We start from the raw sequence: 25,052 nt of genomic DNA, 5'->3' as shown, positions 1-25,052 counted from the left end.
GCCGCCGACGGGGAGCCTAATGCCAGCGACGCGATCTCGCGCGTCATGCGTATGACCAGGGCTTTCGCCCCAGGTGACCTGCCGGCCGCTCGGGACCCCGCTCACCCACCTCGCCTGAGTCGGATTTGCTGGGCACCGTTCATGTCGCGGTAACGTGCGGGTCCGTGGGCAGACATCGCTTAGCCACCAAGCGCCGTCCTCGGTGGGCGGCGCCGGCCGCTGTAGCGCTTCCAGCGCTGGCGCTGCTGTGCTCGGGGGCCGATTCGATTCACACCCCGCATTCCGCACCCGCCGAACCACTGACCGCCACGCCGTGTTGCGCCTCGGTGGTCGCGGCCAGCTCACCGACCGCCCAGTACCGCAGTGTCCCCGCCGACGACGGTCTGCGGCTCGCCGCCTCGCGGTCGATGCACCGCACTCTCGACGCCGCGCTGCCGACCACCGTCGGCTCGGAGACCGGTATGCAGGTGAAGACCATCCTGGTCGCCCGCGCCGTCAGCGCGATCTTCCCGGAGATCCAACGCATCGGCGGGGTGCGCCCCGATGCACTGAGGTGGCATCCCGACGGTCTCGCCGTCGACGTGATGATCCCCGACTACAACTCCCCCGCGGGCATCGCTCTCGGAGATGCCATCGTGGCGTTCGCGCTGAGCAACGCCGAGCGATTGGGCGTGGCACACGTGATCTGGCGGCAGACGATGTACCCGACGCACGGCGCCCCGCACGGCATGACCGATCTCGGCTCGGACAACGCCAACCACTACAACCACGTGCACATCGCCACGCTGGGCGGCGGGTATCCCGCCGGCCCCGTCTACCTGGGCTGATCGACCGGGCTGACGGGGCGCCGGCTCACCGTCCGAAACCGGCGGCCCGCAGCGCGTCGGCCATCGACCCTCCCGCACCGCCGCTCCCCCGCCGGTCGGTAGCGGCATCGCGGCGGGGACGCTGATCCGACCCTCGCCGCGGCGCCGACCGCTGGGCCGGTTCCTTGCGCGGTGCGCGGGTTTTCTCGTCGAGCCGCAGGCTCAACCCGATCCGCTGCCGCTCGACGTCGACAGACACCACTTTCACCCGCACCACCTGGCCGGACCGCACCACCTCATGCGGATCGGACACGTAGCGGTCGGACATCGCCGAGACGTGGACCAGACCGTCCTGGTGCACACCGACGTCGACGAATGCGCCGAAGGCGGCGACGTTGGTGACCACGCCCTCGAGGATCATCCCCTCTTTCAGGTCGGCGACCTTTTCCACGCCGGCGGCGAAACTCGCCGTGGTGAACCCCGGCCGGGGGTCACGCCCCGGCTTCTCGAGTTCGGCCAGGATGTCGGTCACGGTGGGCACACCGAAGCGTTCGTCGGCGATCTCGGCGGGCCGCACCGATCGGAGTGCGCGCTGGTTGCCGATGATCTCGGCCATGGTCACGCCGGCCCGATCCAGAATGCGGTGCACCACGGGATAGGACTCCGGGTGCACCCCGGAGCTGTCGAGGGGATCCTCCCCGTCCCGGATGCGCAGGAAGCCCGCGCACTGCTCGAACGCTTTGGGGCCCAGCCGCGGTACTTCCAGCAGCGCACGGCGGCTGCGGAAGGGGCCGGTGCGGTCGCGATGCGCGACGATCGACTCGGCGAGCGTCTCGGTGATGCCCGACACCCGGGCCAGCAGCGGCACCGAGGCCGTGTTCACGTCGACCCCGACCGCGTTCACGGCATCCTCGACCACTGCGCCGAGACTGCGGGCCAGGATGCCCGGGGTCACGTCGTGCTGGTACTGGCCGACGCCGATGGACTTCGGTTCGATCTTGACCAGCTCGGCCAGTGGGTCCTGCAGGCGCCGGGCGATGGACACGGCGCCGCGCAGTGTGACGTCCAGGTCGGGCAGCTCGTGCGCGGCGTAGGCCGACGCCGAGTACACCGAGGCGCCGGCCTCGCTGACGACTGCTTTCGTGGGTGCCGCGGCGCCGGCCGCGCGAATCTCAGAGATCAACTCGGTGGCCAGCGCATCGGTTTCGCGGGAGGCCGTGCCGTTCCCGATCGCGATCAGCTCGACACCGTGACGCGCGACCAGCGCGGCCAGCGTGGCCTTGGCGGCGTCCCATTGCTTCTGCGGCTGGTGCGGGTAGACGGCGCAGGTGTCGAGCACCTTGCCGGTGCCGTCGACGACGGCCACTTTGACCCCGGTACGGAAGCCGGGATCCAGTCCCAGTGTGGTGCGGTTGCCGGCCGGGGCAGCGAGCAGCAGGTCTTTCAAGTTGCGGGCGAAGACGGTCACCGCGTCGGATTCGGCGCGCAGCCGCAACCGGACCCGCGCGTCCACCGATGCCGACACCGACAGCCGGGTGCGCCAGGCGAACCCGACGACGCCCGCCAGCCACGGGGTGGCAGCGCCGCCGGCGGTCAGGTCCACCTCCAGTGCGCGCGCGATCATCGCCTGGTACTCGGCGTCGTCCTCACCGCCGTCGACGCTGAGCGCCAGCACCTCCTCTTTCTCGCCGCGCAGGACCGCGAGGACGCGGTGCGACGGCATCTGGGTGAGGGGTTCGCTGAAGTCGAAGTAGTCGGAGAACTTCTGGGCCTTCGGTGTCGCGGCCACGGCATCGGAGGCGGCGCGCGAGCGCACCGTGCCGTGCTGCCAGAAGTGCTCGCGCACCTGTCCGACCAGCTCGGCGTTCTCGGCGGCCCGCTCGACGATGATGTGCCGTGCGCCGTCGAGTGCCGCGGCGGCGTCGCTCACCTCGGTGCCGATGAATTCGGCGGCCACCTGGTCGGGGACCAGCGCGGGATCGGCGAGCAAGCGGTCGGCCAGCGGTTCGAGCCCGGCTTCGCGCGCGATCTGCGCCTTGGTCCTGCGCTTGGGTTTGTACGGCAGGTAGATGTCCTCGACACGCGCCTTCGTGTCGGCGGACATCAGCACGTCGACCAGTTCGTCGGTCAGTTTGCCCTGTTCACGGATCGAGGTGAGCACCGCGTCGCGGCGCTCGTCGAGCTCGCGCAGATACGTCAGGCGATCGGCGAGCGTGCGCAGTTGACCGTCGTCGAGGCTGCCGGTCACTTCCTTGCGGTAGCGGGCGATGAACGGCACGGTGGCGCCCTCGTCCAGCAACCGGACAGCGGCGGTGACCTGCCCCTCCCCGACGGCCAGTTCCTCAGCGAGACGGGCGGTTACGGGTTTCGGGCGGCGAATCGACGCGGAGCTCGTTGTCACGGCGCAGACCCTACCGAACCGGACCGACAGCGCCGCGGCGCGCGGCGAGGGCGTGTCCCGCCGGGTTTGGCGACGACGAGGCGGGGTATCGCCCGTTCGCGAGGTGACCATGCGCAACGAATTCCACGACACACTCGACACTCTCGTGGCAGATCTCGCCGAGATGTGCGAGCGAGCGTCGGACATCATGCGGTTGGCGACCGCAGCTCTGCTGGAGGCTGACGTCTCCCAGGCCGGGCGGTTGCGCGGCGATCTGCGGGAGCTGACGGCGCTGGCGGTGTCGGTCAACGACCGCACCTACCGGCTGTTGGCGCTGCAGGCGCCGGTCGCCCGCGATCTGCGCACGCTGGTGGCAGCCCTGCACATCGGCGCCGACGCCGACCGGATGGGTGGGCTGGCGTCGCATGTGGCTCGCATCGCGGCGAAGGTTCACCCCCACCGTGCGACGCCGGCGGACACCGCCGATCTGTTCGCCGAGATGGGCGCGACGGCTGTTCGGATGGCGGACGAGGCGCGCGACGCCGTCCGTTCGCTCGACCCGGCGCTGACCGAACGGATCTGTGCCGATGACGAACGGATGGATGAGCTGCACCGGCGGTTGTTCACGCAGGTGATGGGGCCGCAGTGGCAGCACGGCTCCCTCGTGGCCGCGGACCTCGTGCTGCTGGCCCGGTTCTACGAGCGCTTCGCCGATCATGCTGTCGAGATCGCCCGGCGGGTCTACTTCCAGGCCATCGGGCACTCCCACACGACGAGAACGCCCACACCGTCGGCATAGCAACGGTGTGGGCGCTCATCGGCTCACGACGCCGGCGAACCGGCGCAGACGGTGTTACCGCAGATCGAACCGGTCGTTGTTCATCACCTTGACCCAGGCGGCGACGAAGTCCTCGACGAACTTGCCCCTGCTGTCGTCCTGGGCGTAGATCTCGGCGATGCCCCGCAGGATCGAGTTCGACCCGAACACCAGATCGTTGGCGGTCGCGGTCCACTTGATGTCACCGGTGGCGCGATCGCGACCCTCGTAGACGTTCTCGGTGTTGGTCGACGGCTTCCACTCCGTGCCCATGTCGAGCAGGTTGGTGAAGAAGTCGTTGGTCAGCGCACCCGGGGTGTCGGTGAACACCCCGTGCTTGCTGCCACCGTGGTTGGCGCCGATCACCCGCAGGCCGCCGATGAGTGCGGTCATCTCCGGTGCGGTGAGATCGAGGAAGTACGCCTTGTCGACGAGCAGCTTCTCGACCGAGGTCTTCTCGCCGGGCCGCACGTAGTTGCGGAACCCGTCGGCGCGGGTCTCCAGCACTGCGAACGACTCGACGTCGGTCTGCTCCTGGGACGCGTCGGTGCGGCCGGGGGCGAAGTGGACGTCGATCTCGAATCCGCCGTCCTTGGCGGCCTTTTCGATCCCGGCAGAGCCCGCCAGCACGATGACGTCGGCCAGCGAGATCTTCTTCCCGCCGGAGGCCGAGGCATTGAAGTCCTGCTGGATCTTCTCCAGGACGGGCAGCACCTTGCCCAGCTCGGCAGGCTCGTTGGCCTCCCAGTTGCGCTGCGGCTCGAGGCGCAGTCGCGCACCGTTGGCGCCACCGCGCTTGTCGGTCCCGCGGAAGCTGGCCGCCGCCGCCCAGGCCGTCTTGACCAGCTGAGGCACTGACAGGCCGGAGGCCAGGATGGTGGACTTGAGCGACGCGATGTCCGACTCGTCGACCAGTTCGTGATCGACCGCGGGCACCGGGTCCTGCCAGACCTGCGGCTCGGGCACCCACGGTCCGAGGTAGCGGCTGACCGGGCCCATGTCGCGGTGCATCAGCTTGTACCAGGCCCGGGCGAACGCATCGTTCATCTCTTCGGGATGGTCGAGCCACCGGCGCGTGATCTGGCCGTAGATGGGGTCGACCCGCATCGAGACGTCGGTGACCAGCATCGTGGGCTTGCGCGGCGCTCCGCCGAACGGATCCGGGATGGTGGCCTCGGCGTCCTTGGCCTCGAACTGCCAAGCGCCGGCGGGGCTCTTGGTCAGCTCCCACTCGTTGCCGTAGAGGATCTCCAGGTAGCCGTTGCTCCACTGGGTCGGGGTGCCGGTCCAGACGACCTCCAGACCGCTGGTGATGGTGTCGCCGGCCTTGCCGGAACCGAACGGGCACTTCCAGCCCAGGCCCTGCTGCTCGATCGGGGCGCCCTCGGGCTCGGGCCCCATGCCCTCGTCAGGGCCGGCGCCGTGGGTCTTGCCCAGAGTGTGGCCACCGACGATCAGCGCGGCGGTCTCCTCGTCGTTCATCGCCATCCGGCCGAACGTCTCACGGATGTCGTGCGCGGCGGCCAGCGGATCCGGCTTGCCTTCCGGCCCTTCGGGATTGACGTAGATCAGGCCCATCGTGGTGGCGCCGAAGGGTTCGGCGAGCTGACGATCGCCGTCGTTGGTGCCGTCGTAGCGCTTGTCGGTGCCCAGCCAGGTGTCCTCCTGGCCCCACAGCATCTCCTCGGGCTCCCAGATGTCCTCGCGGCCGAACGCGAAGCCGAAGGTCTCGAAGCCGGCCGATTCCAGCGCGGCGTTGCCGGCGTAGGCGATCAGGTCTGCCCAGGAGATCTTGTTGCCGTACTTGCGCTTGATCGGCCACAGCAGCCGGCGGGCCTTGTCCAGGTTGGCGTTGTCGGGCCAGCTGTTCAGCGGCGCGAACCGCTGCGCGCCCTGACCGGCGCCGCCCCGCCCGTCGTAGATGCGGTAGGTGCCCGCGGCGTGCCAGCTCATCCGGATGAACAGACCGGCGTAGCTGCCGTAGTCGGCGGGCCACCAGTCCACCGAGGTGGTGACCACGTCACGGACGTCACGCTTGAACGCCTCGACATCGAGCTTGGCGAACTCTTCTGCGTAGTCGAAGTCCTCGCCCAGCGGGTTGCCCTTCCCGTTCTGCTTGTGCAGCAGCGAGACGTCGACCTGCTCGGGCCACCAGTCCTTGTTCGTCAGCGGCGCATGCGCTTTGGGCTCCGGCGCATCGATGACAGGGTTTTCCGACTCGCTGTTGCTGTGGGTCTTGGTGTCTGACTGCGGCGGGCGGGCATCGGAGGTATCAGAGGACACAACATTCCCTTTCGGTGGTGGATGACGAGCTAATCACGGATGTGATCGGGGCTGCACGGTGCAGTCGGGGCACAGGCCCCAGAAGATGACTTCGGCTTCGTCGACGTCGAAGCCGAGGTCGTCGGACGCGGTCAGGCACGGCGCCTCGCCCACGGCGCAGTCCACGTCGGCCACCACACCGCACGACCGGCACACGATGTGGTGGTGGTTGTCGCCCACTCGGGCTTCGTAGCGGGCGAGATGACCGGCCGGCTGGATTCGCCGCACCAGCCCGGTGGCGGTGAGGGCGTTGAGCGCGTCGTAGACGGTCTGGCGGGAGATGTCGGGCTGCTGATCGCGGGCGGCGGCGATGATGTCCTCGGTGTCGGCGTGCGCGTGGTGCTCGACGGCGTGCATGACGGCCATGCGCGGACGGGTCACCCGAAGGCCCGCTGACTTCAGCGCGTCTGCGTAGTCTCCCTCTCCGGTCATCCCCTCGATCTTGGCCCGTTTTCTGGATCAGATCAAGATTTGCGCGAAACTTTTTGCATGGAGTTTCCCGACTCGTCGCTGTGCGCCCGCTCAAGGCGCCCGTCGCCCGGCCCCGCACTGGTTCGCGCCGCGACCACCGCGGCGACGAACACCGCCAGCGCCACCCAGCCCGAGCCGGTCAGACCCAGTTTGGCGGTGAACACGAGGGCCACCCCGGCCGCGCACACCAGCGCGCCGGTGACGGTCGCGCGTACGCCGCCGGCATGGACCGGCCGGTCCCACCACGGCAACGGGTGGTGCTCGATCGGCGACAGCACCGTGAAGAACACGGCCATCACGACGGCGAACACCACCGCGCGCAGCGCCAGTAGGCCCCAGAACCCCGGCGCATGCACGTCGTAGGCATCGAGGCCGACGGGGTGCAACGCGAAGGCGGTCACCGCGATCGCCGGGATGTGCCAGAGGTAGAGCGTCATCGCGCCGCCGTTGCCGGTGCTGACCACCCGCCACACCCGCGGCCGCTGCGCCCACCGCTGCAACGCCGGCGCGGCGAGCACGAACGCGCACGACATCCATGTGCAGTGCAGGGCGAGCAGCAGCGTCGGCGGAGCGACATTGGACACCCGCTCGGCGCCGGTGACCACCAGTGACACGTCGTACGGACCCACCGCGGCGAGGCCCAGCTGTGCGGCGAAGGCGACGATGCCGAGCACGGCCGCCCACCGTGCGCTGGTCAAGCGTCGCGCGTATCCGACGCCGATCGCGACCGGGATCAGCCAGACGACGACGAAGTTGGTGACGCCGGCGGTGGGCGTGTTCGCGGCGACCCGGGCCGCGTCGCCGAGCGCGGCGGCCGCGAGCAGGCCGGCGACGACGATGGTGACCGTGCGCGCCGCGGCCATCCGGACCAGGGCGGGCACGAAGGCGAGCGTCACCAGGTAGACCCCGAGGAACCACAGCAGTGCAACGCTTTCCCGGCCGAGCCGGGCGGCCGAGTCGGCGCCGAGGGTGAACTGCACTGCCAGCAAGCCCACCGACCACACCGCGAGATAGAAGAACACCGGCCGACACAGCCGCTGCGCTCGGGTGAAAAGCCATGCGGCCCAGGCTGTTCCCGTGCGGTACCCATAGCTGCCCGCAGCGCCCCCGGCCAGGAAGAACAGCGGCATCACTTGCACGATCCACGTGACGGGCGCGATCGCGGGCAACGCGCCGATCAAGTTGGCCACATGGAGGCCGCGTCCGTCGATTGTCGCGAGCAGCAGCGCGCAGTGGCCGAACATGACGACGACGAGAGCCGCGAGTCGGGCGACGTCGACGGCGCGGTCGCGGACGGGGGTCGACACGGTCATGGGACCAGCATGACGTCGGCCGGCGTCGAACGCTTGAGTACTTCTACGCCCGTCGACCGGCGTTCACCGTCAGGGCAGCGCTTCGAGGAAGGCGCTCAGGGGACCCTCTGATGTCGTCTGCGATGCTCCACCCGCTGTGGCGGTGCTCGCCGGCACCGGCTGCGCGGACTGCACCGGCGCCGGGGCGACGACGGCTTGCACCGGCCCGGCGGCCAGCTGCGATCCGGTGAGATGCGGTTCGCCGATCATCGTGTCGATGGTCTGGGGATCGCTGGGCGTGATGCCGACCGCCGCGACGCTGGCGCTGCTGGGCTGCTGGAATTCCTGCACGGTCGTGATCGGCACCTGGCCCGTCTGCGTTCCGGTGGCACTCTCGGCCGATCCGACGGTCGTGTCGGCGGTGGCCGCAACCGGGGTGGCCGTCGGCGACGTCTGTTCGTCCTGCGCCGAAGTCGACGCTGCGGGCGCCGAGAAGGATTGGGCCGGCTCCACCGGGGTGAATGTCTCCGGAGCGGATTCGGCGACCGGCGCAGCCTCGGCGACCGGAGGTGCGACGGGCGCCGGTGCGGCGATCGGCGCGGGTGCCGGGACGGCAGGCGGCGCCGCGGCGGGCGCCGGGGCCGGCGCGGACGCCTCCACGACCGGCGTGCTCGTGGTGAATCCTCCTGTCAAGGCATAGATGCCGACGCCGGCGACGGCGACCACGCCGGCGGCCGCCGAGACGGGTAGCGGCACGCGGGACACCAGACGCGAGAGCACGTTGCGGTGCTCGTCACCGTGCAGGTCCGCGCGGGCCGCGCCGTAGGCGAGCACCAGGTGCGGAGCGATGTGGCGGGCCGTGCGGTTGCGCCCCTCCCGGGCCGCCTCCGGCGTCACCGTCTCCACGGTGTCGAAACCGAACAGGCGCAGCTTGGTCCGCAACCGGATGCCGTGCGCCCGCGCATCGTCGCTCCACGTCAGACGCACCCCGTCGATATCGCGTTGGCTTTGCAGGGCGAACGTCTGGATGCTGCGCGCCGTGGCCCGGGCAATCTCGTTCGCCGAATCGAGGGCAACCACCTCGTCGGCCAGGATGGTGCCGTCCTTGACGTCGACCAGCGCCCACACCGCACTCTTGGCGGTCAGCGAAAGACCCATAACCACGCGCATAGCTACCCCTGACGACGGCCGGTGATGGCCCTATATCGGCGTGTCCAGGTCGGATGTTACGCACACCACACCGAAATGTCGCCGAACGTGGCGAAACCGCAATTAACCACAGCGGCGAATTGCAGGGTTTAGCTGAGCTGGAGCTGGCTGAGCTCAGCCCTGCAGGGTCTCCAGGGCCGCGTTGAACGTCTTGCTGGGCCGCATCACCGCGGTGGTCTTCTCCCGATCCGGGTAGTAGTAGCCGCCGATGTCGACGGCCTCGCCCTGCACCGCGTTGAGTTCGGAGACGATGGTGTCCTCCTGCTCGGCCAGCGTCGTGGCCAGCGGACCGAAGTGTTCGGCGAGCTCGGAGTCCTCGCTCTGGTTCGCGAGCTCTTGCGCCCAGTACATCGTCAGGTAGAACTGGCTGCCCCGGTTGTCGAGTTCACCGGTCTTGCGCGACGGGCTCTTGTTGTTGTCGAGCAGCTTGCCGATGGCGGCATCGAGCGCCTTGCCCAGGATCGAGGCCTTCTTGTTCCCGGCCTTGTCGCCCATGTCTTCGAAGCTGGCCCCGAGTGCGAGGAACTCGCCCAGTGAATCCCAACGCAGGTGGTTCTCCTCCACCAGCTGGTTCACGTGCTTGGGCGCCGAACCGCCGGCACCGGTCTCGTAGAGGCCGCCCCCGGCCATCAGCGGCACGATCGACAGCATCTTGGCGCTGGTGCCGAGCTCGAGGATCGGGAACAGGTCGGTCAGGTAGTCCCGCAGGATGTTGCCGGTCGCCGAAATGGTGTCCTTGCCGCGGATCAACCGCTCCAACGTGTACCGCATGGCCCACACCTGCGGCAGGATCGTGATCTCCAGACCCTCGGTGTCGTGGTCGCCCAGGTACTTCTTCACCTTGGCGCGCAGCTCGTTCTCGTGCGGCCGTTCGTCGTCGAGCCAGAACACCACCGGCATGCCCGACGCACGCGCCCGCGTCACCGCGAGCTTGACCCAGTCCTGGATCGGGGCGTCCTTGACGATCGGCATGCGCCAGATGTCGCCGGCCTCGACGTTCTGGCTCAGCAGCACCTCGCCGGTCTCGTTGTCGACGATGTCGGCGACGCCGTCTTCGGCGATCTCGAAGGTCTTGTCGTGGCTGCCGTACTCCTCGGCCTTCTGCGCCATCAGCCCGACGTTGGGCACGGTGCCCATCGTGGTGGGGTCGAACTGGCCGTGGGTCTTACAGAAGTTGATGACTTCCTGGTACATCCGGGAGAACGTCGACTCCGGGTTGACGGCCTTGGTGTCCTTGGTGCGGCCGTCGGCGCCGTACATCTTTCCGCCGAGCCGGATCATCGCCGGCATCGAGGCGTCGACGATGACGTCGCTGGGCGAGTGGAAGTTGGAGATGCCCTTGGCCGAATCGACCATCGCGAGCTCCGGCCGGTGCTCGTGGCACTTGTGCAGATCCTCGATGATCTCTTCGCGCTGCGAGGCGGGCAGCGCCTCGATTTTGTCGTAGAGATCGGACAGGCCGTTGTTGACGTTGACGCCCAACTGGTCGAACAGTTCCTGGTGCTTGGCGAACGCGTCCTTGTAGAACACCTTCACCGCGTGACCGAACACGATCGGGTGGCTGACCTTCATCATGGTGGCCTTGACGTGCAGAGAGAACATCACGCCGGTCTTGTAGGCGTCCTCGATCTGCGCCTCGTAGAACTCGATGAGGGCCTTCTTGCTCATGAACATGCTGTCGATGACGTCGCCCTCGTCGAGCGTGACCTCGGGCTTGAGCACGACGGTCTCGCCACCCGCCGTCTTGAGCTCCATGCGAACGTTGCGTGCCTTGTCCAGCGTCATCGACTTCTCGCCGTGGTAGAAGTCGCCGCCCTTCATCGTCGCGACGTGCGTGCGTGACGCCTGCGACCACTCCCCCATGCTGTGCGGGTGCTTGCGTGCGTACTCCTTGACCGCCTTGGGGGCGCGACGGTCTGAATTGCCCTCCCGCAGAACAGGATTGACCGCACTTCCGAGAATCTTGGCGTAGCGCTCCTTGATCTTGCGCTCGTCGTCGGTCTTCGGCTCGCCCGGGTAGTCGGGCAGGTCGTAGCCCTTGGCCTTGAGTTCCTTGATGGCGGCGAGCAACTGCGGCACCGAGGCGCTGATGTTCGGCAGCTTGATGATGTTGGTCTCGGGGAACTGGGTCAGCTCACCGAGTTCGGTGAGGTTGTCGGGTACTCGCTGGTCCTCGCTGAGCCGGTCGGAGAACTCGGCGAGGATGCGTGCGGCCACCGAGATGTCACTGGACTTCACATCGATGTCGGCGGCACCGGCGAACGCACGGACCACGGGCAGGAAGGCGTAGGTCGCGAGCAGCGGCGCCTCGTCGGTCAGGGTGTAGAAAATGGTGGGCTGCTCGGCGCTCATGTGGTGGCCTCCCGGCGTTGAGGTGCGGTCAGTGATCTGTCAGATTCGGGGCGGTTGAAGCCTACCGAACCGGGGTCATCGCCGGTCCGGTCACATCCATGGTTGACCGTCGGGCGTCGCAGGCATCCAATGGCAGCTATGCAGAAGGTGTCGATCGAGGCCTTGGCCCGCCAACAACTCGAGCGGGCGGCATCGACCGGCCGCAACGCCGCCGACACGGTGGTGGGCGGTCACGAACGGATTCTGCGCCAGACCGTGGTCGGGATGACGGCAGGCTCGGAGATGAGCGAACACGCCAATCCCGGCGAGGCCACCATCTTCGTGCTCAGGGGATCCGTGCGGCTCATCGCCGGCGACGATCAGTGGGACGGCCGAACCGGGGATCTGTTGGTGATCCCCGATGCACACCACTCCCTGCTCGCGCTGGAGGATGCGGCGATCCTGCTGACGGTGGCCAAGCGGCCCTGACCATCAGCCGGCGCGGATCGACCCGTCAGCGTCGGCACGGTGGCGCCTGTGCACGAACACCCCGAGCGCGACGATGACGACGGCCGAGATCACCGAGAGGGCGATCGCCTGCTGCTGCTTGGGATCGAAGGCCATCAGCACCAGCACCGCGACGATCAGTCCGATGACCACGACGGTCAGATAGGGGAACAGCCACATCCGCACCGGCGGTCGCTCGCCGGCGGCCCGCATCTTGCGCCCGAGGACGAACTGGCTGATCGCGATCACCAGGTACACGAACAGCGCGACCGCACCGCTGGTGGCCAGCAGGTAGCCGAAGATCTTCTCCGGGAGCAGGTAGTTGCCGATGACGGCGAGGAAGCCGACTGCGGTCGAGAGCAGGACCGCCACCCAGGGCGCCCCGTTGCCGGCGATCTTGCGGACAGCCTGCGGGGCATCCCGACGCTCGCTGAGCGAGAACAGCATTCGGGAGGCGGTGTAGAGCGCGGAGTTCAGGCACGACGCCACCGCGGTGAGGATGACGATGTCCATGATGAGCTTCGAGCCGGGGATGCCGATCGCCTGCAGCGTGGACTGATAGGACCCGTCGGGCAGCTCGTTGTAGGGCATCAGCGAGACGATGATGAAGATCGAGCCGATGTAGAACAGCGAGATGCGCCAGATGACGGTGCGCACCGCCTTGGTGATTCCCTTTTCGGGGTTGGGCGATTCGGCGGCGGCGATCGTGACGATCTCGGTGCCCATGAACGAGAACATCGTGATCAGCATGCCGGCGATGACGGCGCCGAACCCGTTGGGCAGGAAGCCGTCGGGCTGCCACAGGTTGTCGATGCCGCTGACCTGGGAGTCGGGGATGAGGCCGAAGATCGCGGCCACGCCGACGCCGATGAACGCGATGATCGCCACGACCTTGATCAGCGCGAACCAGAATTCGAATTCGCCGTAGTTGCCGACGCTCGCGAGGTTGGTGATGGTCAGCAGCGCGGTGACGGCGAGCGCCCAGATCCATTGCGCGCCACCGATGAGACTGGTGAGGATGTCTGCGGCGGCGGTGGCCTCGACGGGGATGACCAGCACCCAGAACCACCAGTACAGCCAGCCGATGGAAAAGCCGGCCCAGCCGCCGAGCGCGCGGTCGGCGTAGACGGAGAACGAGCCTGTGTCCGGGTTGGCGGTCGCCATCTCCCCCAGCATGCGCATGACGAGCACCACCAGGGTGCCGGCCATGATGTAGGAGAGGATGACCGCGGGCCCCGCCTCGGCGATCGCATTCTTGGAACCGACGAACAACCCCGCGCCGATGATGCCGGCGATGGAGATCATCGTGATGTGCCGGGATTTGAGGCTGGTACCCAGCTTGCGCTCGGTGCCCGTCGACCCTGCAGATCCTGTCCTGACTTCGCTCATCGAGCTCGCCTTTCTTCCGGGCACCGGATGCCCGCCCCACGAACAGGAACACAGCGTGCCCAACCGGCCGCTTCTTCAAACGCGCCGTCACACGCGCGGGAGACCAACCTTGCCCGCAACGACCGCGTGCGGCGTTACAGTGCACGTCGTGCGCACAAATCTGTTAGCCAACGGCCGTGGCCGATGGCTGGCGATCGCCGCGTCGCTGGTGGTGTCGGCCGGCATGTTCTACGCGCAGGACTCCGAGAAAGCGGCGTCCCCCGCCACCGCGCCGGGGATCGCCGCGCCGGCGGGGCCGTCCGCCGCGCCTGCGGCACCGCCACCGGACAAGGCGGAACTGCTGGCCGCCAGCGCACCCATCGACGCCCGGGTGTTCGATCTGTCGCTGCCGCGCGGCGTCGCGCCCGAAGGCGGCTTACAGGTCAAGACGATCTGGGCGGCCCGTGCGATCAGCGCGATGTTCCCCGAGATCACCACGATCGGCGGATACCGGCAGGACCCGCTGAAATGGCATCCGAACGGACTGGCCATCGACGTCATGATCCCGAACTACCACTCCGAGGAAGGCATCGCCCTGGGCAACCAGATCGCCGGCTATGCCCTGGCCAACGCCAAGCGCTGGGGTGTGCTGCACGTGATCTGGCGTCAAGGTCTCTACCCCGGCATCGGGGCACCGAGTTGGACCGCCGACTACGGCAACGAGACGGCCAACCACTTCGACCACGTGCACATCGCCACCGACGGCGGCGGCTATCCGACCGGCAAAGAGTCCTACTTCATCGGGTCGATGCAGCGCTAGACGTACCGGCTAGACCGCGATGCTCGGTGCGCCGCACTGCAGGAAGCTCGCCGAGGCCGGATCGTCACCGCACACCGCGAACAGGTCGACCAGTGTGGTCGTCTCGTCGGGCTGGGGTTCGATCGCCGGTGGTGCCGGCGGCCACAGCGGGAAGATGCTCGCACCCTCGACCCCGGTGAGCTTCGCGACGATCTGCGCCGCCAGGTTGGTCACGACGTAGAGGAGATCGCCACCCAGTTGCACCGGGATGATCGCGATCTTCGCCGCCAGGCTGACGATCGGGATGCCGAGGTCGACGAGATCCTGCAGACCGCCGGTGAGTTGGTTGGTCGCGCCGAACACGAAGTAGGGCACCGATGTCACGATGGTGCGCAGGCTGAGCCTGGCCTCGGTGGCCCGGTCCGGATAGCCGTACTTGGCGATGATGTCGAGTAGTCCGGCGCGCAGGGCACCGTCGTCGTTCACCGGGTAGACGTTGCTGTCGTCCTGCTCGGTCAGCGACGTCCCGTCCGAGCTCGCGGACGGCGTACCTCCGAACAGGGTGAGCACCGTGGGGGTGACGTCGACGATCGAGTAGGTCAGGTTGATCGCGCCGGAGTCGAAGCCGCCGCCGTTCGCAATCACGAAAGTGGATGTCTCCGGCGGGGATTGGAAGCCGTGGCCGATGCCCTTCTGGGGCTGGTGGCCGTGGTCGGTGACCACGATGATCGTCCACTCCTGGCCGCTGGCCTCGATCGCGGCGAGGATCTCCCCGATGTTGCGGTCGACGTTGGTGATGGCCGCGGCGTACTCCGGTGAGTCGCCGCCGTGCATGTGTCCGTTCTCGTCGACCCCGACGAAATAGCTGAAGACGAAGTTGCTCACGTTCGCGTCCGCGCCCAGGATCGCGGCCTCGGTGGCGTCGCCGACCCGGTCATCGGTCTTCGACCAGTCGGTGTCGCCGGCTACCTGGGTGAAGTAGATGTTGTTGTCGACCTTGTTCGCACCACCGGTTCCGGCGATGCCGGCGATCACGTCCCAGTCGGAGATCGCGGTGGTCTCGATGCTGCTGTTGAACTGCTCGAGCTGGGTGAACAGCGTCGGCCACGTCGAGTAGGTCCACGGGGTGAAGACGTTGTTGATGACGCCGGTCTTCTCCCCCCATGCCCCGGTCAGGATGGATGACCACGACGGGTTGGAGATCGTGGTGTGCCCGACGATCGTCGAGGCCGCCGTGGTGCCGGTCTGCATGAGGCTGAACAGGTTGCTGTTCTGCTGGTTGGCCAGGATCTTGCTGAGGTTGGTGCCGTCGATGCCGATCACCAGCACGTTCGGGGTGTCGTCAGCGGCCAGTGCGCTGACCTGCGGCGCGACGGTGCTGCGCTGCGTTGCCAGCCGCTCGTCTCGCTTGGCTGCCGCGGCTGTCAGCAACGTGGTGAGCGCAAGCGGGGCGGCCGGGGGCGGATCGGCCGGTGCGTCCGCGCGCGACGATTCCTCGTCTGTGGTGTTTTCGGTGACCCTGACCGAGGTGCGGCCCGGGCTGTCGGTGTCGCGGTCGGCGGCGCGGGCGAGCCGAGCCTCCTGACGCTCGGCTCGCCGAGTCGCCGCGGCTTCGCGGGCCTCCTGACGACGTTGCTGAGCAGCGGCGCGGCGCTCGGCTGCCCGGGATGTCCCGGTCGCGCTCTGCGACGAGTCCGGTGACACCGACGCAGACGCCGACGTGTCGCTGCCGGTGTCGTCGGCGTAGGCCACACCCGGAGCAGCCGTGGCCACTGCCCAGCCGACGCCGAGCGTCACGGCCAGCGCCCCGACTCGTCCGATGGTGGTTGCCTGAACCTTGACCTGACCCATGAAGCGTCCCTTCGCCGACCCCCGTGGCGTGTGTTACGCCAAAATTACGCTCCCGTCAGCGGATCGCGTCGCTGATTCGCTGAGATCGTCGTCGTGTCGGCCCTCGTGACCGGCTAGCCGGTTTACAGTCAACGACGGTCGAGCTGACGGGGGGCGAAGTGAGTCAATGGTTGGTCACCCATGTGCCCTCGTGGTTGTTGCTGCTCCTGATGGTCCTGGTCACCGCGGGTGCGGCCGTCGCGATCCAGATGGTGGTGCGCCGACGATTCCCGAATCTGCGCGGCGACGAGCACAACGACGTGACCAAGTTCGCCTTCGGTGTCGTCGGGTTCGTGTTCGCGTTCTTCATCGGTTTCGTCGTCTCGGCCATGTGGGGGCAGATCAGCCACGCGGACTCGGTGGTGCGGACCGAGGGGGCGGCCGGGGCGCAGCTGGCCCGTGATTCCGGTGTGTTCGACGAGCCGGACCGCGACCGCATACGTGAAAGCCTGCTTGCCTACGAGCAGGCCGCGCTGAAAGAGTGGGACGAGTCGAACGCCGGACGCTTCTATCCCGAGGCGGATCAGGCGTTGGACCGGCTCTATGCCGCGTACGAGGGTGTGACTGCCCGGACCGACGCGCAAAAGACTTTGCTGTCAACGTCTTTCAGCAACCTCAACGATCTGAGTAAGAACCGCACGGAACGGGTGCTGCAGGCCCGCACCGACACCGGCCCGCCCTGGTCACTGTGGGCGGTCATCTTCGTCACCAGCGGCCTGCTGCTGGGGTGCGCGATCATCTACGGCGTCGAGAAGCCGGCCAATCACTATGCGATGGTGGCCATCATCGGCACGCTCGTCGGGGCACAGCTCTTCCTCGTCGTCGAGCTCTCCCATCCCTATTTCGGTGCCGTCTCCACCGTGTCGGATCCGTTACAGCAGGTCGTCGACATCCTGCAGAGCCAGCGGTAACAGCTACTGGGTGGGGAGGAACGGCCCCGTGTACTGAGGTGACGGTGTCGGATCAGAGATCCCACCGTAGCTGCTGACCTTCGGGTAGGTCCCGGTCAGGTCGTGCGGATCGTCACCGCCGACGGGCACCATGTTCGCGACAATCGTCTGCGGCTTGATGTCGCTCTTGGGGCCGCCGCCACTGGACGGGCAGCTGACCGGAGCACCGCCGTCACTCTGCACATCCATCTCTTGACCGCTGCAACTGACGGCGTGGCGCACCGGATTGGCGCCGATGTTGCCGCCCGCGTGCGCAATTCCCGATGTGGTCAACGCCAAGGCAGCCAGGAACAGCGCCATCAATCCACGCACCATCGTGAAATCCTTTGTCAACGAACGACTTCGGCTAGACCTTGACGTCCGTCCGGGCACCGCCGACTGCGACATTGCAGAACTCGCCGCGGTGATGAGGCTTCACTCGATGAAACGCGCTGCGCGAGAGCACGTAAAGCGTTCGCGGCAGGTCTGCAGGAGACTGCTTGCCCGCCGCAAGGATTCGCTCAGTGGGCGAATCCTTGCCGAGGGCTGCGGTGGGGCTGAAAACGCCAGGCCGGTGAGCCCGTCAGACACCCAGGTCAGCGGCGAGCGCGCGGACACGCCGGGCGATGTCGTCGCGGATCAGCCGCATGCGTTCGATGCCGTCGATGCCGCTCTCGGAGGGTTCGACAGTGTCCCATGATTCGAATCGAGGGCCGGGCACCGGTTCCACCCGGGCTTCGCGGCCAAGTGTGACGACCACGTCGGCCTCACGAATGATGCTGTCGTCGAGCGGCTTCGGCATTTCACCGCTGATGTCGATGCCCTCCTCGGCGAGGGCTTGCGCGGACAGCGCGTTGACGTGCTCGCCCGGTCGCGTGCCGGCGGAATGCACGATCACGGAGTCGCCCGTGAGCGCACGCATGAGGGCGGCCGCCATCTGCGACTTGCCGGCGTTCTTCACGCACACGAACACCACCGAGGGCGTCATGCCCGTGTCGCCTCCAGTCGGGGCCCGGCGAAACGCGAGCGCAGGGCGAGTGACACGTAGACCAGACCGACGAGTACGGGAACCTCGATGAGGGGTCCGACGACGCCCGCGAGGGCCTGCCCCGAGGTGGCGCCGAACGTCGCGATGGCGACGGCGATCGCAAGTTCGAAGTTGTTGCCTGCGGCGGTGAAAGCCAGTGTCGTCGTGCGCTCGTAGCCCAGCCCGAGTGCGGCACCGAGCAGATATCCGCCGCCCCACATGATCGCGAAGTAGGCCAGCAGCGGCAGCGCGATGCGCGCGACGTCGAGTGGCCGGCTGGTGATCTGGGCGCCCTGCAACGCGAACAGGACGACGATGGTGAACAGCAGCCCGTACAGCGCCCACGGGCCGACTCTCGGCAGGAAGGTCCGTTCGTACCAGTCTCGCCCCTTCGCCCGCTCCCCCAGCCGACGCGAGAGATATCCGGCGAGCAGCGGGATTCCGAGGAAGATAGCGACGGATTTCGCGATCTGCCAGGGCGAGACGTCGATGCTCGTCTGCTCCAGCCCGAGCCATCCCGGCAGGATCGAGAGGTAGAACCAGCCCAGGGCGGCGAACATGATGACCTGGAAGACTGAGTTCACGGCGACCAGGACGGCGGCAGCTTCCCGGTCACCGCAGGCGAGGTCGTTCCAGATGATGACCATCGCGATGCACCGGGCCAGACCGACGATGATGAGACCGGTGCGATATTCGGGGAGGTCGGGCAGGAGCAACCAGGCCAGCGCGAACATCAGCGCGGGCCCGATGAGCCAGTTCAGCACAAGGGAACTCGCGAGCATCCTGCGGTCGCCGGTCACGGTGTCGAGCCGGTCGTAACGCACCTTGGCGAGCACCGGATACATCATGATCAGAAGACCCAGGGCGATCGGCAGCGAGATGCCATCGACCGCAATGTCGTTGAGAACCCTGTCCAGACCGGGCACCAGCCGACCGAGCAGCAGTCCGCAGGCCATGGCGACACCGATCCACAGCGGCAGGAATCTGTCGAGAAACGAGAGCCTGTCGACGACACGGGTGTCGGCTGAGTAACCGGTCATCAGCAGCGCGCGCCGAACGTGTCGGAATCGGCGAGCACGGTGTAGACCTCCCAACGCTCTCCGGCGGGACCGCTCACCCACACCTTGTCCTGGGTCGCGAAGCAACAGGTGGTGTTGATCTCTTCGTCGGTGAACAGCCCTTTGCCGGCGAGCCGGGCGATCTCGCTGTGTACGGTGTCGCTCGAATCCACCTCGACACCAAGGTGATTGATGGTGCCGCCGTGGCCGGGATTCTCGATCAACACCAGCTTGACGGGCGGGTCGGCGACGGCGAAGTTCGCGTAGCCGGGTTTGACCTTGGCCGGGGTGGTGTCGAAGAGCGCGGAGTAGAACGCGATGGCCTCGTCGAGGTCGTCGACGTTGAGTGCGAGTTGGATGCGAGACATCGCGTGCTCCCTACCTGTACGACGTATGTCGAAGTCCTGACGACGCCCACCTTGCCACCTTTGCGATGAATGTCAAGATGGTGGCACTATGAGCGGGTGCCCAAGAGCTTGCCCACCATCGACATGTCCGGTCCGGTGTGTTGTGCGCCGGTGGCCTCGGGCCCGATGAGCGATGCCGATGCGCTGCAGGTGGCACTGCGTCTGAAGGCCCTGGCAGATCCAGCTCGGGTGAAGATCATGTCGATGCTGTTCAGCTCGACAGCCGGTGAGGAGAACAGCGGCGCGCTGGCGGCGGCGCTCGGGTTGACCGAGTCGACCGTCAGCCATCATCTGGCGCAGCTGCGCCGGGCCGGGTTCGTGGCCTCAGATCGCCGGGGCATGAACGTCTTTCATCGTGTCGCGCCGGATGCGCTGGGCGCCCTGTGCGCGGTGCTGGACCCGAATTGCTGCCGCTAGCTCGCTGCAGCTTCACCCGAAGAGCCACCGCACCTCGGTGGTTTCCGAGCGCCAATCCCGGTATTCGAACAGCAGGTTGATCAGGATGGTCAACAGCGCCACGACCAGAGCGGAGGAGATCCGTTCGCCGTGACCGCGGATCACATCGGGCCAACTCAGCGAGATCGGGTGGAGGTGGGCCAGCCACAACGACGTCACGAACGTCGCCGCGAGGAGGCCCGCGAGAACGCAGACCAGCGCGAACTCGCGAGGCCGCTCGGTGCGCACGTATTTCGGGAACCGCAACCTGTGCGGGGTGACGATCTCGCCCTTTGCCACGGCGATGCCGCCGTGGCGCTGGCGGATCTCGATGTCCGTCTCCAATCCGAGATCGTCGTTGCCGGTGGCCGCTTTGAGCGCGTCCGGTAGGTGGCGGGCCAGCGTGTGGACGGCGGCCTTGATCGCGGAGACGTCGTTGCCGTCGTGAACCAGGCGGATCATCACTGCGCCGTGACGCTCCAAGCTGACCAGCCCCTCGACCGTCAGTCCGACCTGGATGTAGATCACTCCGGCCTGCTGCAACTGAACACGCAGACTCTCCGGGAACTCCTGCACCAACGCATCCACCCGCGCCTTGATCCACGGCTCCTCCGGGTCGGCCGAGGGGAGCCAGGTGGTCGGCGCCAGTGCTTCCCTCAGCTCGACCACGTCCAACTCCGGAGAAATCGGCAACGTCAACACCGCACGCATCGGACACCCCGGCTCCTGCGAAAACATCAAGGACCGCATGACCGTACGAAATTTGCACCCGCTGCGCGAGAGATCAAGATCACCACGGAAGGGACGTCGGCGAAAGAAGCCCGTCCGGTACTGCGGGCGCCTCTTGACCGCCCCGCATGCCAGCCCGTAGCTTCTCCACTTAATCAAGATTAAAAACATGCGCGCAGTCGCGGCTCGCGCATTGGGAGAGTGGGGAATCGTGAATCCTCGCGTGCTGACACTGTGTGCACTCGGCGGGCCGGCTGCTGTGGTGGTCACCCTCGCGGGTTGGCTGATCGCCGGGATGTTGCCCCTACCGCTGGGTCCGGGTGCGCCGATGTCCGAGGTGCGCGCGTTCTATCTCGAGCACCCCACCCTGACCGGGGCGGGCTTCGTCCTCGCGTCCCTGGGCATCGTCCTCTATGCGCCGCTGGTGGCCACGATCAGCATGCATCTGCTGCGGATCGAAGGGCGTCGCCCAGTACTGGCGTTGACCCAGCTCGCCACCGGAACCGCCACGCTCCTGCTCAACCTCTTGCCGATGTTGTTGTGGGCCATGGCCACTTTCCGCACCGATCGATCCGATGACACGGTGCTGCTACTGCACGACATGGGCTGGCTCATTCTGTTCCCCGCGATCATGCTGTTCTGTCTGCAGAACCTGTCCATCGGCATCGCTGTTCTGAGCGGCCAAACGGTGTTTCCCCGCTGGGTCGGTTACGTGAACTTCTTCGTCGCCGTGTCGTTCATCCCCGACATCTTCGCGTACTTCTTCCACAGCGGCCCCTTCGCATGGAACGGGGTGCTGGTGTTCTGGTTGGCGCTCACCACCTACTGCATCTTCCTGTTCACGATGTCGTGGGCATGCCTGCAGGCCAACAAGGCCAACACAGCCGCCGTACCTGTCGCTGCGTGAGAATCGTCGGCTATGCCGTCCTGTTGGCCGACTGCGCTCCCCCATGCTCGGCCTCGAAGGCGTCGTAGGCCGCTGCGACGGCGTCGGCTTCGGCGTCCGGATGGTCGTAGGCGATCGCATTGATCGCTTCGACGGTGGCAGGGCCCAGACCGCACTCACGTGACGCCGCCCGGCCGTGCGTGAGGGCGCTGTTGAGCAGAACTTGGAAGTTGACGCGCAACTCGTCCTGCGGCGACGAAGAGGTAGGCATTTCCGCCAGCTTAGAGGCCGATGCCCGGCGAGGCGGCCGCCGACAGCGGAGTTTTCGCAGTGTTCATGCGTCGGCAATGACGGCTCGCCCGGCGGGAACCACCCGGCACAGCAGGCCGAAATGGTCGGACGGGAAGACTCTCGGCGTCGTCTGCGAGATCGGTTCGGTACCCAGGAGTCGAATGTCTGCCGGGACCCACCCGTCACCCTTGACCAGGATGCGGTCGAATCGCACCTTTCTGGGCTTGCCCTTGCTGTCGTTCAGCATGAGATTCACCGACGTGTCCTCGGTGAACCCCTCATCGCTGGGGTGCAGCGCCGGCCATGCGTCCACCCAGGTCTCCGGGAGCCTGCTGCCCTCGGCGTCGCGAAGGTTGAAATCCCCACACAGCACGGCGTTTTCGGCGGTGTCGACGGCGCGAAACACCGTGGCCAGCTGGTGCGCGCGAATCTCCGACGCCGATTTGCCGCTTTCCAGGTGCAGTGAGCAGATCGTCAGCGCGCGGCCGTTGACCGTCAGGCTCGCCTGGAGCAGGCCGCGCCCGACACTGCGCGGCAGATGGGTGTAGACAGCGTGCGACATCGGCAGGCGCGAGAGAAGCAGCAGCCCGTTCCTGCCGAAGGCGTGACCCGTGGCCGCCGCGCGGTGGTAGTGCTGCCGAATCCACGGCCTCGCGAGGAACACCTCGAGTGCAGGGGGCGTGACCTCTTGTAACGCGATGACATCCGGGCTGTGCGCCTCGAGCAGGTCCGCGATGGCGTGATAGCGCGCTGTCGCGTGGTGATCGCTGAACCAGATGTTGAAGGTGGCGAAGGTCAGCTCGTCGCGCTGCACGGGAATCGCTGTCTCGACGTCGACCCACCGATTCGCATGGGCGTCGAACTCTACGATGCCGACGTCCCGACGCGGGCGCATCATCCATGTCAGCCGCCGTCGCTGACGAGACAGGAAGGCGCGCATCACGCCATGGTGTCATCACCGCCACAAAAACCGGGTGGCTGAGCTGCAGATGCGGGAGGAAGTCGGATCCGCCGTCTACCATTCCACCGATCGGCGCCCACCTGATGGAAAGGACGAGACGTGAGTTACACCGCCGCTGACATCACCGAGCTCGACGATGTCCAGCACACCCGCCTGCGGCCGGCGGTCAACCTCGGTCTGGACATCCTGAACACCGCGTTACGCGAGCTGATCGACAACGCGGTGGAAGAGGTCGCCGACCCCAGCCACGGCGGGTCGACCGTGACGATCACCCTGCACGCCGACGGGTCGGTCAGTGTCGCCGACGACGGCCGCGGCCTGCCGGTCGACACCGACCCGGCCACCGGCAAGAACGGCATCGTCAAAACCCTCGGCACCGCCCGCGCCGGCGGAAAGTTCTCCGCGCACGCCGACGCCACCAGCACCGGAGCCGGTCTGAACGGAATCGGCGCCGCGGCCGCAGTCTTCATCTCCGCCCGCACCGACGTGACGGTTCGCCGGGGCGGCAAGACCTACCTGCAGAGCTTCGGCGGCGGCTACCCCGGCGTGTTCGAGGGCCAGGACTTCGATCCCCATGCGCTTTTCACCCGCGCCGACACCCAGGAACTGCGGGGCGTCGGAAACCGGAAGCCGAACGCTCACGGCACGACCGTGCGCATCCTGTTCGACCCGGCCGTCGTCCCCGATTCCACGATGGACATCGCGGAGGTGCTGTTGCGCGCTCACGCGGCCGCGCGGATGTCCCCCGGCGTACACCTGTCGGTCGTCGACGAGGGGTGGCCGGGTGAGGACGTGCCGTCGGCGCTGCTCGAGCCCTTCGGCGGCCCCTGGGGCACCGACACGCTGCTGGAGCTGATGTGCACCGCGGCGGGTAACCCCGCTCCCGCCGTGCGGGCTGTCGTCGAAGGTCGCGGCGAGTACACCACCGGTCGTGGCCCGACACCGTTCCGCTGGTCGCTGACCGCCGGCCCGGCCGAGCCGGCGACGGTGGCCGCGTTCTGCAACACCGTGCGCACGCCCGGTGGCGGTTCCCACCTCACCGCGGCGATGAAGGGGCTCTCCGAGGCGCTGGCCGACCGGGCTTCCCGTATCCGCGATCTCGGCCTGGCCAAGGGCGAAGAAGGCCCGGAGGCACAGGATTTCGCGGCGGTCACCGCCCTCGCGGTCGACACCCGTGCCCCCGACGTGTCGTGGGACTCCCAGGCCAAGACGGCGGTGTCGTCGCGGTCGCTGAACCTGGCGATGGCACCGGATGTGGCGCGCAGTGTCACCATCTGGGCGGCCAACCCCGCCAACGGTGAGACTGTCTCGCTGTGGACCAAGCTGGCGCTCGAGTTCGCCCGCGCGCGGCGCAGCGCCGAAGGGGCCAAGGCCCGGTCGCGGGCGGCGTCGAAGGCCAAGGGGCTCGGCACCAATCTGTCTCTCCCGCCGAAACTGCTGCCCAGCAGGGAAACCGGCCGCGGATCGGGAGCCGAACTGTTCCTCTGCGAGGGCGATTCGGCGCTGGGCACCATCAAAGCCGCACGCGACGCGACTTTCCAAGCCGCCTTCCCGCTGAAGGGCAAGCCGCCCAATGTCTACGGCTTCGCCCTGACCAAGGCCCGCGCCAAGGACGAATTCGATTCGATCGAACGGATTCTCGGCTGCGGCGTGCGGGACAGCTGCGATCCCGAACAGTGCCGGTACGACCGCATCCTCTTCGCCTCCGACGCCGACCCCGACGGCGGCAACATCAACTCGAGCCTGATCTCGATGTTCCTGGACTTCTACCGTCCGCTCGTCGAAGCCGGCATGGTCTATGTGACGTTGCCACCGCTGTTCGTGGTGAAGAACGGTGACGACCGGATCTACTGCCAGGACGAGTCCGAACGGGACGCGGCGGTGGCACAACTGAAGGCCACCTCCAAGAAGCGGGTCGAGGTGCAACGCAACAAGGGTCTCGGCGAGATGGATGCCGACGACTTCTGGAACACCGTGCTGGATCCGCAGCGCCGCACGGTGATTCGAGTCCATCCCGACCACGACGAGGCGAAGCTGCACCACACGTTGTTCGGCGGGCCGCCCGAGGGGCGTCGCACGTGGATGGCCGAGATCGCCGCCCGTGTCGACACCTCCGCGTTGGACCTCGACTAGGAGT

Annotated in this window: 23 protein-coding genes; 8 read left to right on the top strand and 15 right to left on the bottom strand. The window is 67.4% G+C overall.

Features of this window, described 5'->3' with window-relative positions; translation table 11 throughout:
• The first annotated feature begins 164 nt into the window (after positions 1-164).
• Positions 165-827, top strand: a complete 663-nt coding sequence (locus ACZ50N_RS12950; protein WP_464475539.1) for a VldE C-terminal domain-containing protein — start codon at positions 165-167, stop codon at positions 825-827.
• Positions 828-852: 25 nt separating this feature from the next.
• On the opposite strand, the gene ACZ50N_RS12945 is transcribed toward ACZ50N_RS12950, so the two are convergent.
• Complete coding sequence (locus ACZ50N_RS12945; RefSeq protein ID WP_464475538.1) at positions 853-3,207, bottom strand: Tex family protein; 2,355 nt, start codon at positions 3,205-3,207, stop codon at positions 853-855.
• A gap of 109 nt (positions 3,208-3,316) precedes the next feature.
• On the opposite strand from ACZ50N_RS12945, the gene phoU reads away from it, so the two are divergent.
• Positions 3,317-3,985: a phosphate signaling complex protein PhoU gene (phoU, locus tag ACZ50N_RS12940; protein WP_464475537.1), complete on the top strand. Its 669-nt coding sequence runs from the start codon at positions 3,317-3,319 to the stop codon at positions 3,983-3,985.
• Positions 3,986-4,039: 54 nt separating this feature from the next.
• Here phoU and katG read toward each other — a convergent pair whose 3' ends face one another.
• The 5 genes from katG to ACZ50N_RS12915 all read right to left on the bottom strand — a co-directional run bounded on the left by katG (position 4,040) and on the right by ACZ50N_RS12915 (position 11,649).
• The gene (gene katG, locus ACZ50N_RS12935; RefSeq protein ID WP_464475536.1) at positions 4,040-6,286 is read right to left on the bottom strand and encodes a catalase/peroxidase HPI; all 2,247 of its coding nucleotides are present in this window, start codon (positions 6,284-6,286) and stop codon (positions 4,040-4,042) included.
• Positions 6,287-6,319: 33 nt separating this feature from the next.
• On the bottom strand, positions 6,320-6,757 hold the full coding sequence (locus ACZ50N_RS12930; protein ID WP_046366363.1) for a Fur family transcriptional regulator: 438 nt from the start codon (positions 6,755-6,757) through the stop codon (positions 6,320-6,322).
• Between the two features lie 32 nt (positions 6,758-6,789).
• Complete coding sequence (locus ACZ50N_RS12925; protein WP_464475535.1) at positions 6,790-8,109, bottom strand: acyltransferase family protein; 1,320 nt, start codon at positions 8,107-8,109, stop codon at positions 6,790-6,792.
• Between the two features lie 69 nt (positions 8,110-8,178).
• Entirely contained in the window at positions 8,179-9,246 is a 1,068-nt protein-coding gene (locus ACZ50N_RS12920; RefSeq protein WP_464475534.1) for a hypothetical protein, read from the bottom strand.
• Positions 9,247-9,411: 165 nt separating this feature from the next.
• Positions 9,412-11,649, bottom strand: coding sequence for an NADP-dependent isocitrate dehydrogenase (locus tag ACZ50N_RS12915; protein WP_046366714.1), 2,238 nt, complete (start codon positions 11,647-11,649; stop codon positions 9,412-9,414).
• A gap of 138 nt (positions 11,650-11,787) precedes the next feature.
• Between ACZ50N_RS12915 and ACZ50N_RS12910 the strand changes: the two genes are divergently transcribed.
• Positions 11,788-12,117, top strand: coding sequence for a cupin domain-containing protein (locus tag ACZ50N_RS12910; RefSeq protein WP_048424341.1), 330 nt, complete (start codon positions 11,788-11,790; stop codon positions 12,115-12,117).
• 3 nt (positions 12,118-12,120) lie between these two features.
• Here the strand turns inward: ACZ50N_RS12910 and ACZ50N_RS12905 are convergent, their stop codons facing one another.
• Positions 12,121-13,524, bottom strand: coding sequence for an amino acid permease (locus ACZ50N_RS12905; RefSeq protein WP_464475533.1), 1,404 nt, complete (start codon positions 13,522-13,524; stop codon positions 12,121-12,123).
• Between the two features lie 148 nt (positions 13,525-13,672).
• Between ACZ50N_RS12905 and ACZ50N_RS12900 the strand changes: the two genes are divergently transcribed.
• A complete protein-coding gene (locus tag ACZ50N_RS12900) occupies positions 13,673-14,323 on the top strand; it encodes a VldE C-terminal domain-containing protein (RefSeq protein WP_142240056.1) in 651 nt (216 codons plus the stop codon).
• Positions 14,324-14,332: 9 nt separating this feature from the next.
• Here ACZ50N_RS12900 and ACZ50N_RS12895 read toward each other — a convergent pair whose 3' ends face one another.
• Complete coding sequence (locus ACZ50N_RS12895; protein WP_464475532.1) at positions 14,333-16,153, bottom strand: alkaline phosphatase family protein; 1,821 nt, start codon at positions 16,151-16,153, stop codon at positions 14,333-14,335.
• A 158-nt stretch (positions 16,154-16,311) separates the two neighbouring features.
• On the opposite strand from ACZ50N_RS12895, the gene ACZ50N_RS12890 reads away from it, so the two are divergent.
• Positions 16,312-17,103 carry a bestrophin-like domain gene (locus ACZ50N_RS12890; RefSeq protein ID WP_464475531.1) on the top strand — a complete coding sequence of 264 codons (792 nt, stop codon included), beginning with the start codon at positions 16,312-16,314 and terminating at the stop codon, positions 17,101-17,103.
• A 3-nt stretch (positions 17,104-17,106) separates the two neighbouring features.
• Here ACZ50N_RS12890 and ACZ50N_RS12885 read toward each other — a convergent pair whose 3' ends face one another.
• The 4 genes from ACZ50N_RS12885 to ACZ50N_RS12870 form a co-directional block, all read right to left on the bottom strand.
• Positions 17,107-17,457: a hypothetical protein gene (locus ACZ50N_RS12885; RefSeq protein ID WP_046363543.1), complete on the bottom strand. Its 351-nt coding sequence runs from the start codon at positions 17,455-17,457 to the stop codon at positions 17,107-17,109.
• A gap of 247 nt (positions 17,458-17,704) precedes the next feature.
• A complete protein-coding gene (locus ACZ50N_RS12880) occupies positions 17,705-18,109 on the bottom strand; it encodes an arsenate-mycothiol transferase ArsC (RefSeq protein WP_046363542.1) in 405 nt (134 codons plus the stop codon).
• Positions 18,106-19,188, bottom strand: a complete 1,083-nt coding sequence (gene arsB / locus ACZ50N_RS12875) for an ACR3 family arsenite efflux transporter (protein ID WP_464475530.1) — start codon at positions 19,186-19,188, stop codon at positions 18,106-18,108. Before arsB ends, ACZ50N_RS12880 begins: the two co-directional genes overlap by 4 nt.
• Positions 19,188-19,574 carry an ArsI/CadI family heavy metal resistance metalloenzyme gene (locus ACZ50N_RS12870; RefSeq protein WP_046363540.1) on the bottom strand — a complete coding sequence of 129 codons (387 nt, stop codon included), beginning with the start codon at positions 19,572-19,574 and terminating at the stop codon, positions 19,188-19,190. The genes arsB and ACZ50N_RS12870 overlap by 1 nt, the downstream gene beginning before the upstream one ends.
• Positions 19,575-19,670: 96 nt before the next feature.
• Here ACZ50N_RS12870 and ACZ50N_RS12865 point away from each other — a divergent pair, with 96 nt between their 5' ends.
• Positions 19,671-20,030 carry an Rv2640c family ArsR-like transcriptional regulator gene (locus ACZ50N_RS12865; RefSeq protein WP_046363539.1) on the top strand — a complete coding sequence of 120 codons (360 nt, stop codon included), beginning with the start codon at positions 19,671-19,673 and terminating at the stop codon, positions 20,028-20,030.
• Between the two features lie 12 nt (positions 20,031-20,042).
• On the opposite strand, the gene ACZ50N_RS12860 is transcribed toward ACZ50N_RS12865, so the two are convergent.
• On the bottom strand, positions 20,043-20,759 hold the full coding sequence (locus ACZ50N_RS12860; RefSeq protein ID WP_464475529.1) for a hypothetical protein: 717 nt from the start codon (positions 20,757-20,759) through the stop codon (positions 20,043-20,045).
• A 229-nt stretch (positions 20,760-20,988) separates the two neighbouring features.
• On the opposite strand from ACZ50N_RS12860, the gene ACZ50N_RS12855 reads away from it, so the two are divergent.
• On the top strand, positions 20,989-21,684 hold the full coding sequence (locus ACZ50N_RS12855; RefSeq protein ID WP_464475528.1) for a hypothetical protein: 696 nt from the start codon (positions 20,989-20,991) through the stop codon (positions 21,682-21,684).
• 10 nt (positions 21,685-21,694) lie between these two features.
• On the opposite strand, the gene ACZ50N_RS12850 is transcribed toward ACZ50N_RS12855, so the two are convergent.
• Together ACZ50N_RS12850 and ACZ50N_RS12845 are read right to left on the bottom strand one after the other, a co-directional pair.
• The gene (locus ACZ50N_RS12850; RefSeq protein ID WP_052765233.1) at positions 21,695-21,934 is read right to left on the bottom strand and encodes a hypothetical protein; all 240 of its coding nucleotides are present in this window, start codon (positions 21,932-21,934) and stop codon (positions 21,695-21,697) included.
• 63 nt (positions 21,935-21,997) lie between these two features.
• Positions 21,998-22,894 carry an endonuclease/exonuclease/phosphatase family protein gene (locus ACZ50N_RS12845; RefSeq protein ID WP_464475527.1) on the bottom strand — a complete coding sequence of 299 codons (897 nt, stop codon included), beginning with the start codon at positions 22,892-22,894 and terminating at the stop codon, positions 21,998-22,000.
• A 120-nt stretch (positions 22,895-23,014) separates the two neighbouring features.
• Here ACZ50N_RS12845 and ACZ50N_RS12840 point away from each other — a divergent pair, with 120 nt between their 5' ends.
• Positions 23,015-25,048: a toprim domain-containing protein gene (locus ACZ50N_RS12840; RefSeq protein ID WP_464475526.1), complete on the top strand. Its 2,034-nt coding sequence runs from the start codon at positions 23,015-23,017 to the stop codon at positions 25,046-25,048.
• Positions 25,049-25,052: the final 4 nt, after the last annotated feature.

Source organism: Mycolicibacterium obuense (genome assembly GCF_055397605.1).
The sequence above is the reverse complement of the archived record's forward strand: the minus strand, read 5'-3'. Positions and strand labels throughout refer to the sequence as shown.

What these genes read in the sequence shown, in the direction of transcription:
- phoU (WP_464475537.1), top strand. Translation starts at nt 3,317, where the DNA reads ATGCGCAACGAATTCCACGACACACTCGACACTCTCGTGGCAGATCTC.
- ACZ50N_RS12930 (WP_046366363.1), bottom strand. Translation starts at nt 6,757, where the DNA reads ATGACCGGAGAGGGAGACTACGCAGACGCGCTGAAGTCAGCGGGCCTT.
- ACZ50N_RS12925 (WP_464475535.1), bottom strand. Translation starts at nt 8,109, where the DNA reads ATGACCGTGTCGACCCCCGTCCGCGACCGCGCCGTCGACGTCGCCCGA.
- ACZ50N_RS12920 (WP_464475534.1), bottom strand. Translation starts at nt 9,246, where the DNA reads ATGGGTCTTTCGCTGACCGCCAAGAGTGCGGTGTGGGCGCTGGTCGAC.
- ACZ50N_RS12915 (WP_046366714.1), bottom strand. Translation starts at nt 11,649, where the DNA reads ATGAGCGCCGAGCAGCCCACCATTTTCTACACCCTGACCGACGAGGCG.
- ACZ50N_RS12910 (WP_048424341.1), top strand. Translation starts at nt 11,788, where the DNA reads ATGCAGAAGGTGTCGATCGAGGCCTTGGCCCGCCAACAACTCGAGCGG.
- ACZ50N_RS12905 (WP_464475533.1), bottom strand. Translation starts at nt 13,524, where the DNA reads ATGAGCGAAGTCAGGACAGGATCTGCAGGGTCGACGGGCACCGAGCGC.
- ACZ50N_RS12895 (WP_464475532.1), bottom strand. Translation starts at nt 16,153, where the DNA reads ATGGGTCAGGTCAAGGTTCAGGCAACCACCATCGGACGAGTCGGGGCG.
- ACZ50N_RS12885 (WP_046363543.1), bottom strand. Translation starts at nt 17,457, where the DNA reads ATGGTGCGTGGATTGATGGCGCTGTTCCTGGCTGCCTTGGCGTTGACC.
- ACZ50N_RS12880 (WP_046363542.1), bottom strand. Translation starts at nt 18,109, where the DNA reads ATGACGCCCTCGGTGGTGTTCGTGTGCGTGAAGAACGCCGGCAAGTCG.
- arsB (WP_464475530.1), bottom strand. Translation starts at nt 19,188, where the DNA reads ATGACCGGTTACTCAGCCGACACCCGTGTCGTCGACAGGCTCTCGTTT.
- ACZ50N_RS12870 (WP_046363540.1), bottom strand. Translation starts at nt 19,574, where the DNA reads ATGTCTCGCATCCAACTCGCACTCAACGTCGACGACCTCGACGAGGCC.
- ACZ50N_RS12860 (WP_464475529.1), bottom strand. Translation starts at nt 20,759, where the DNA reads ATGCGTGCGGTGTTGACGTTGCCGATTTCTCCGGAGTTGGACGTGGTC.
- ACZ50N_RS12850 (WP_052765233.1), bottom strand. Translation starts at nt 21,934, where the DNA reads ATGCCTACCTCTTCGTCGCCGCAGGACGAGTTGCGCGTCAACTTCCAA.
- ACZ50N_RS12845 (WP_464475527.1), bottom strand. Translation starts at nt 22,894, where the DNA reads ATGCGCGCCTTCCTGTCTCGTCAGCGACGGCGGCTGACATGGATGATG.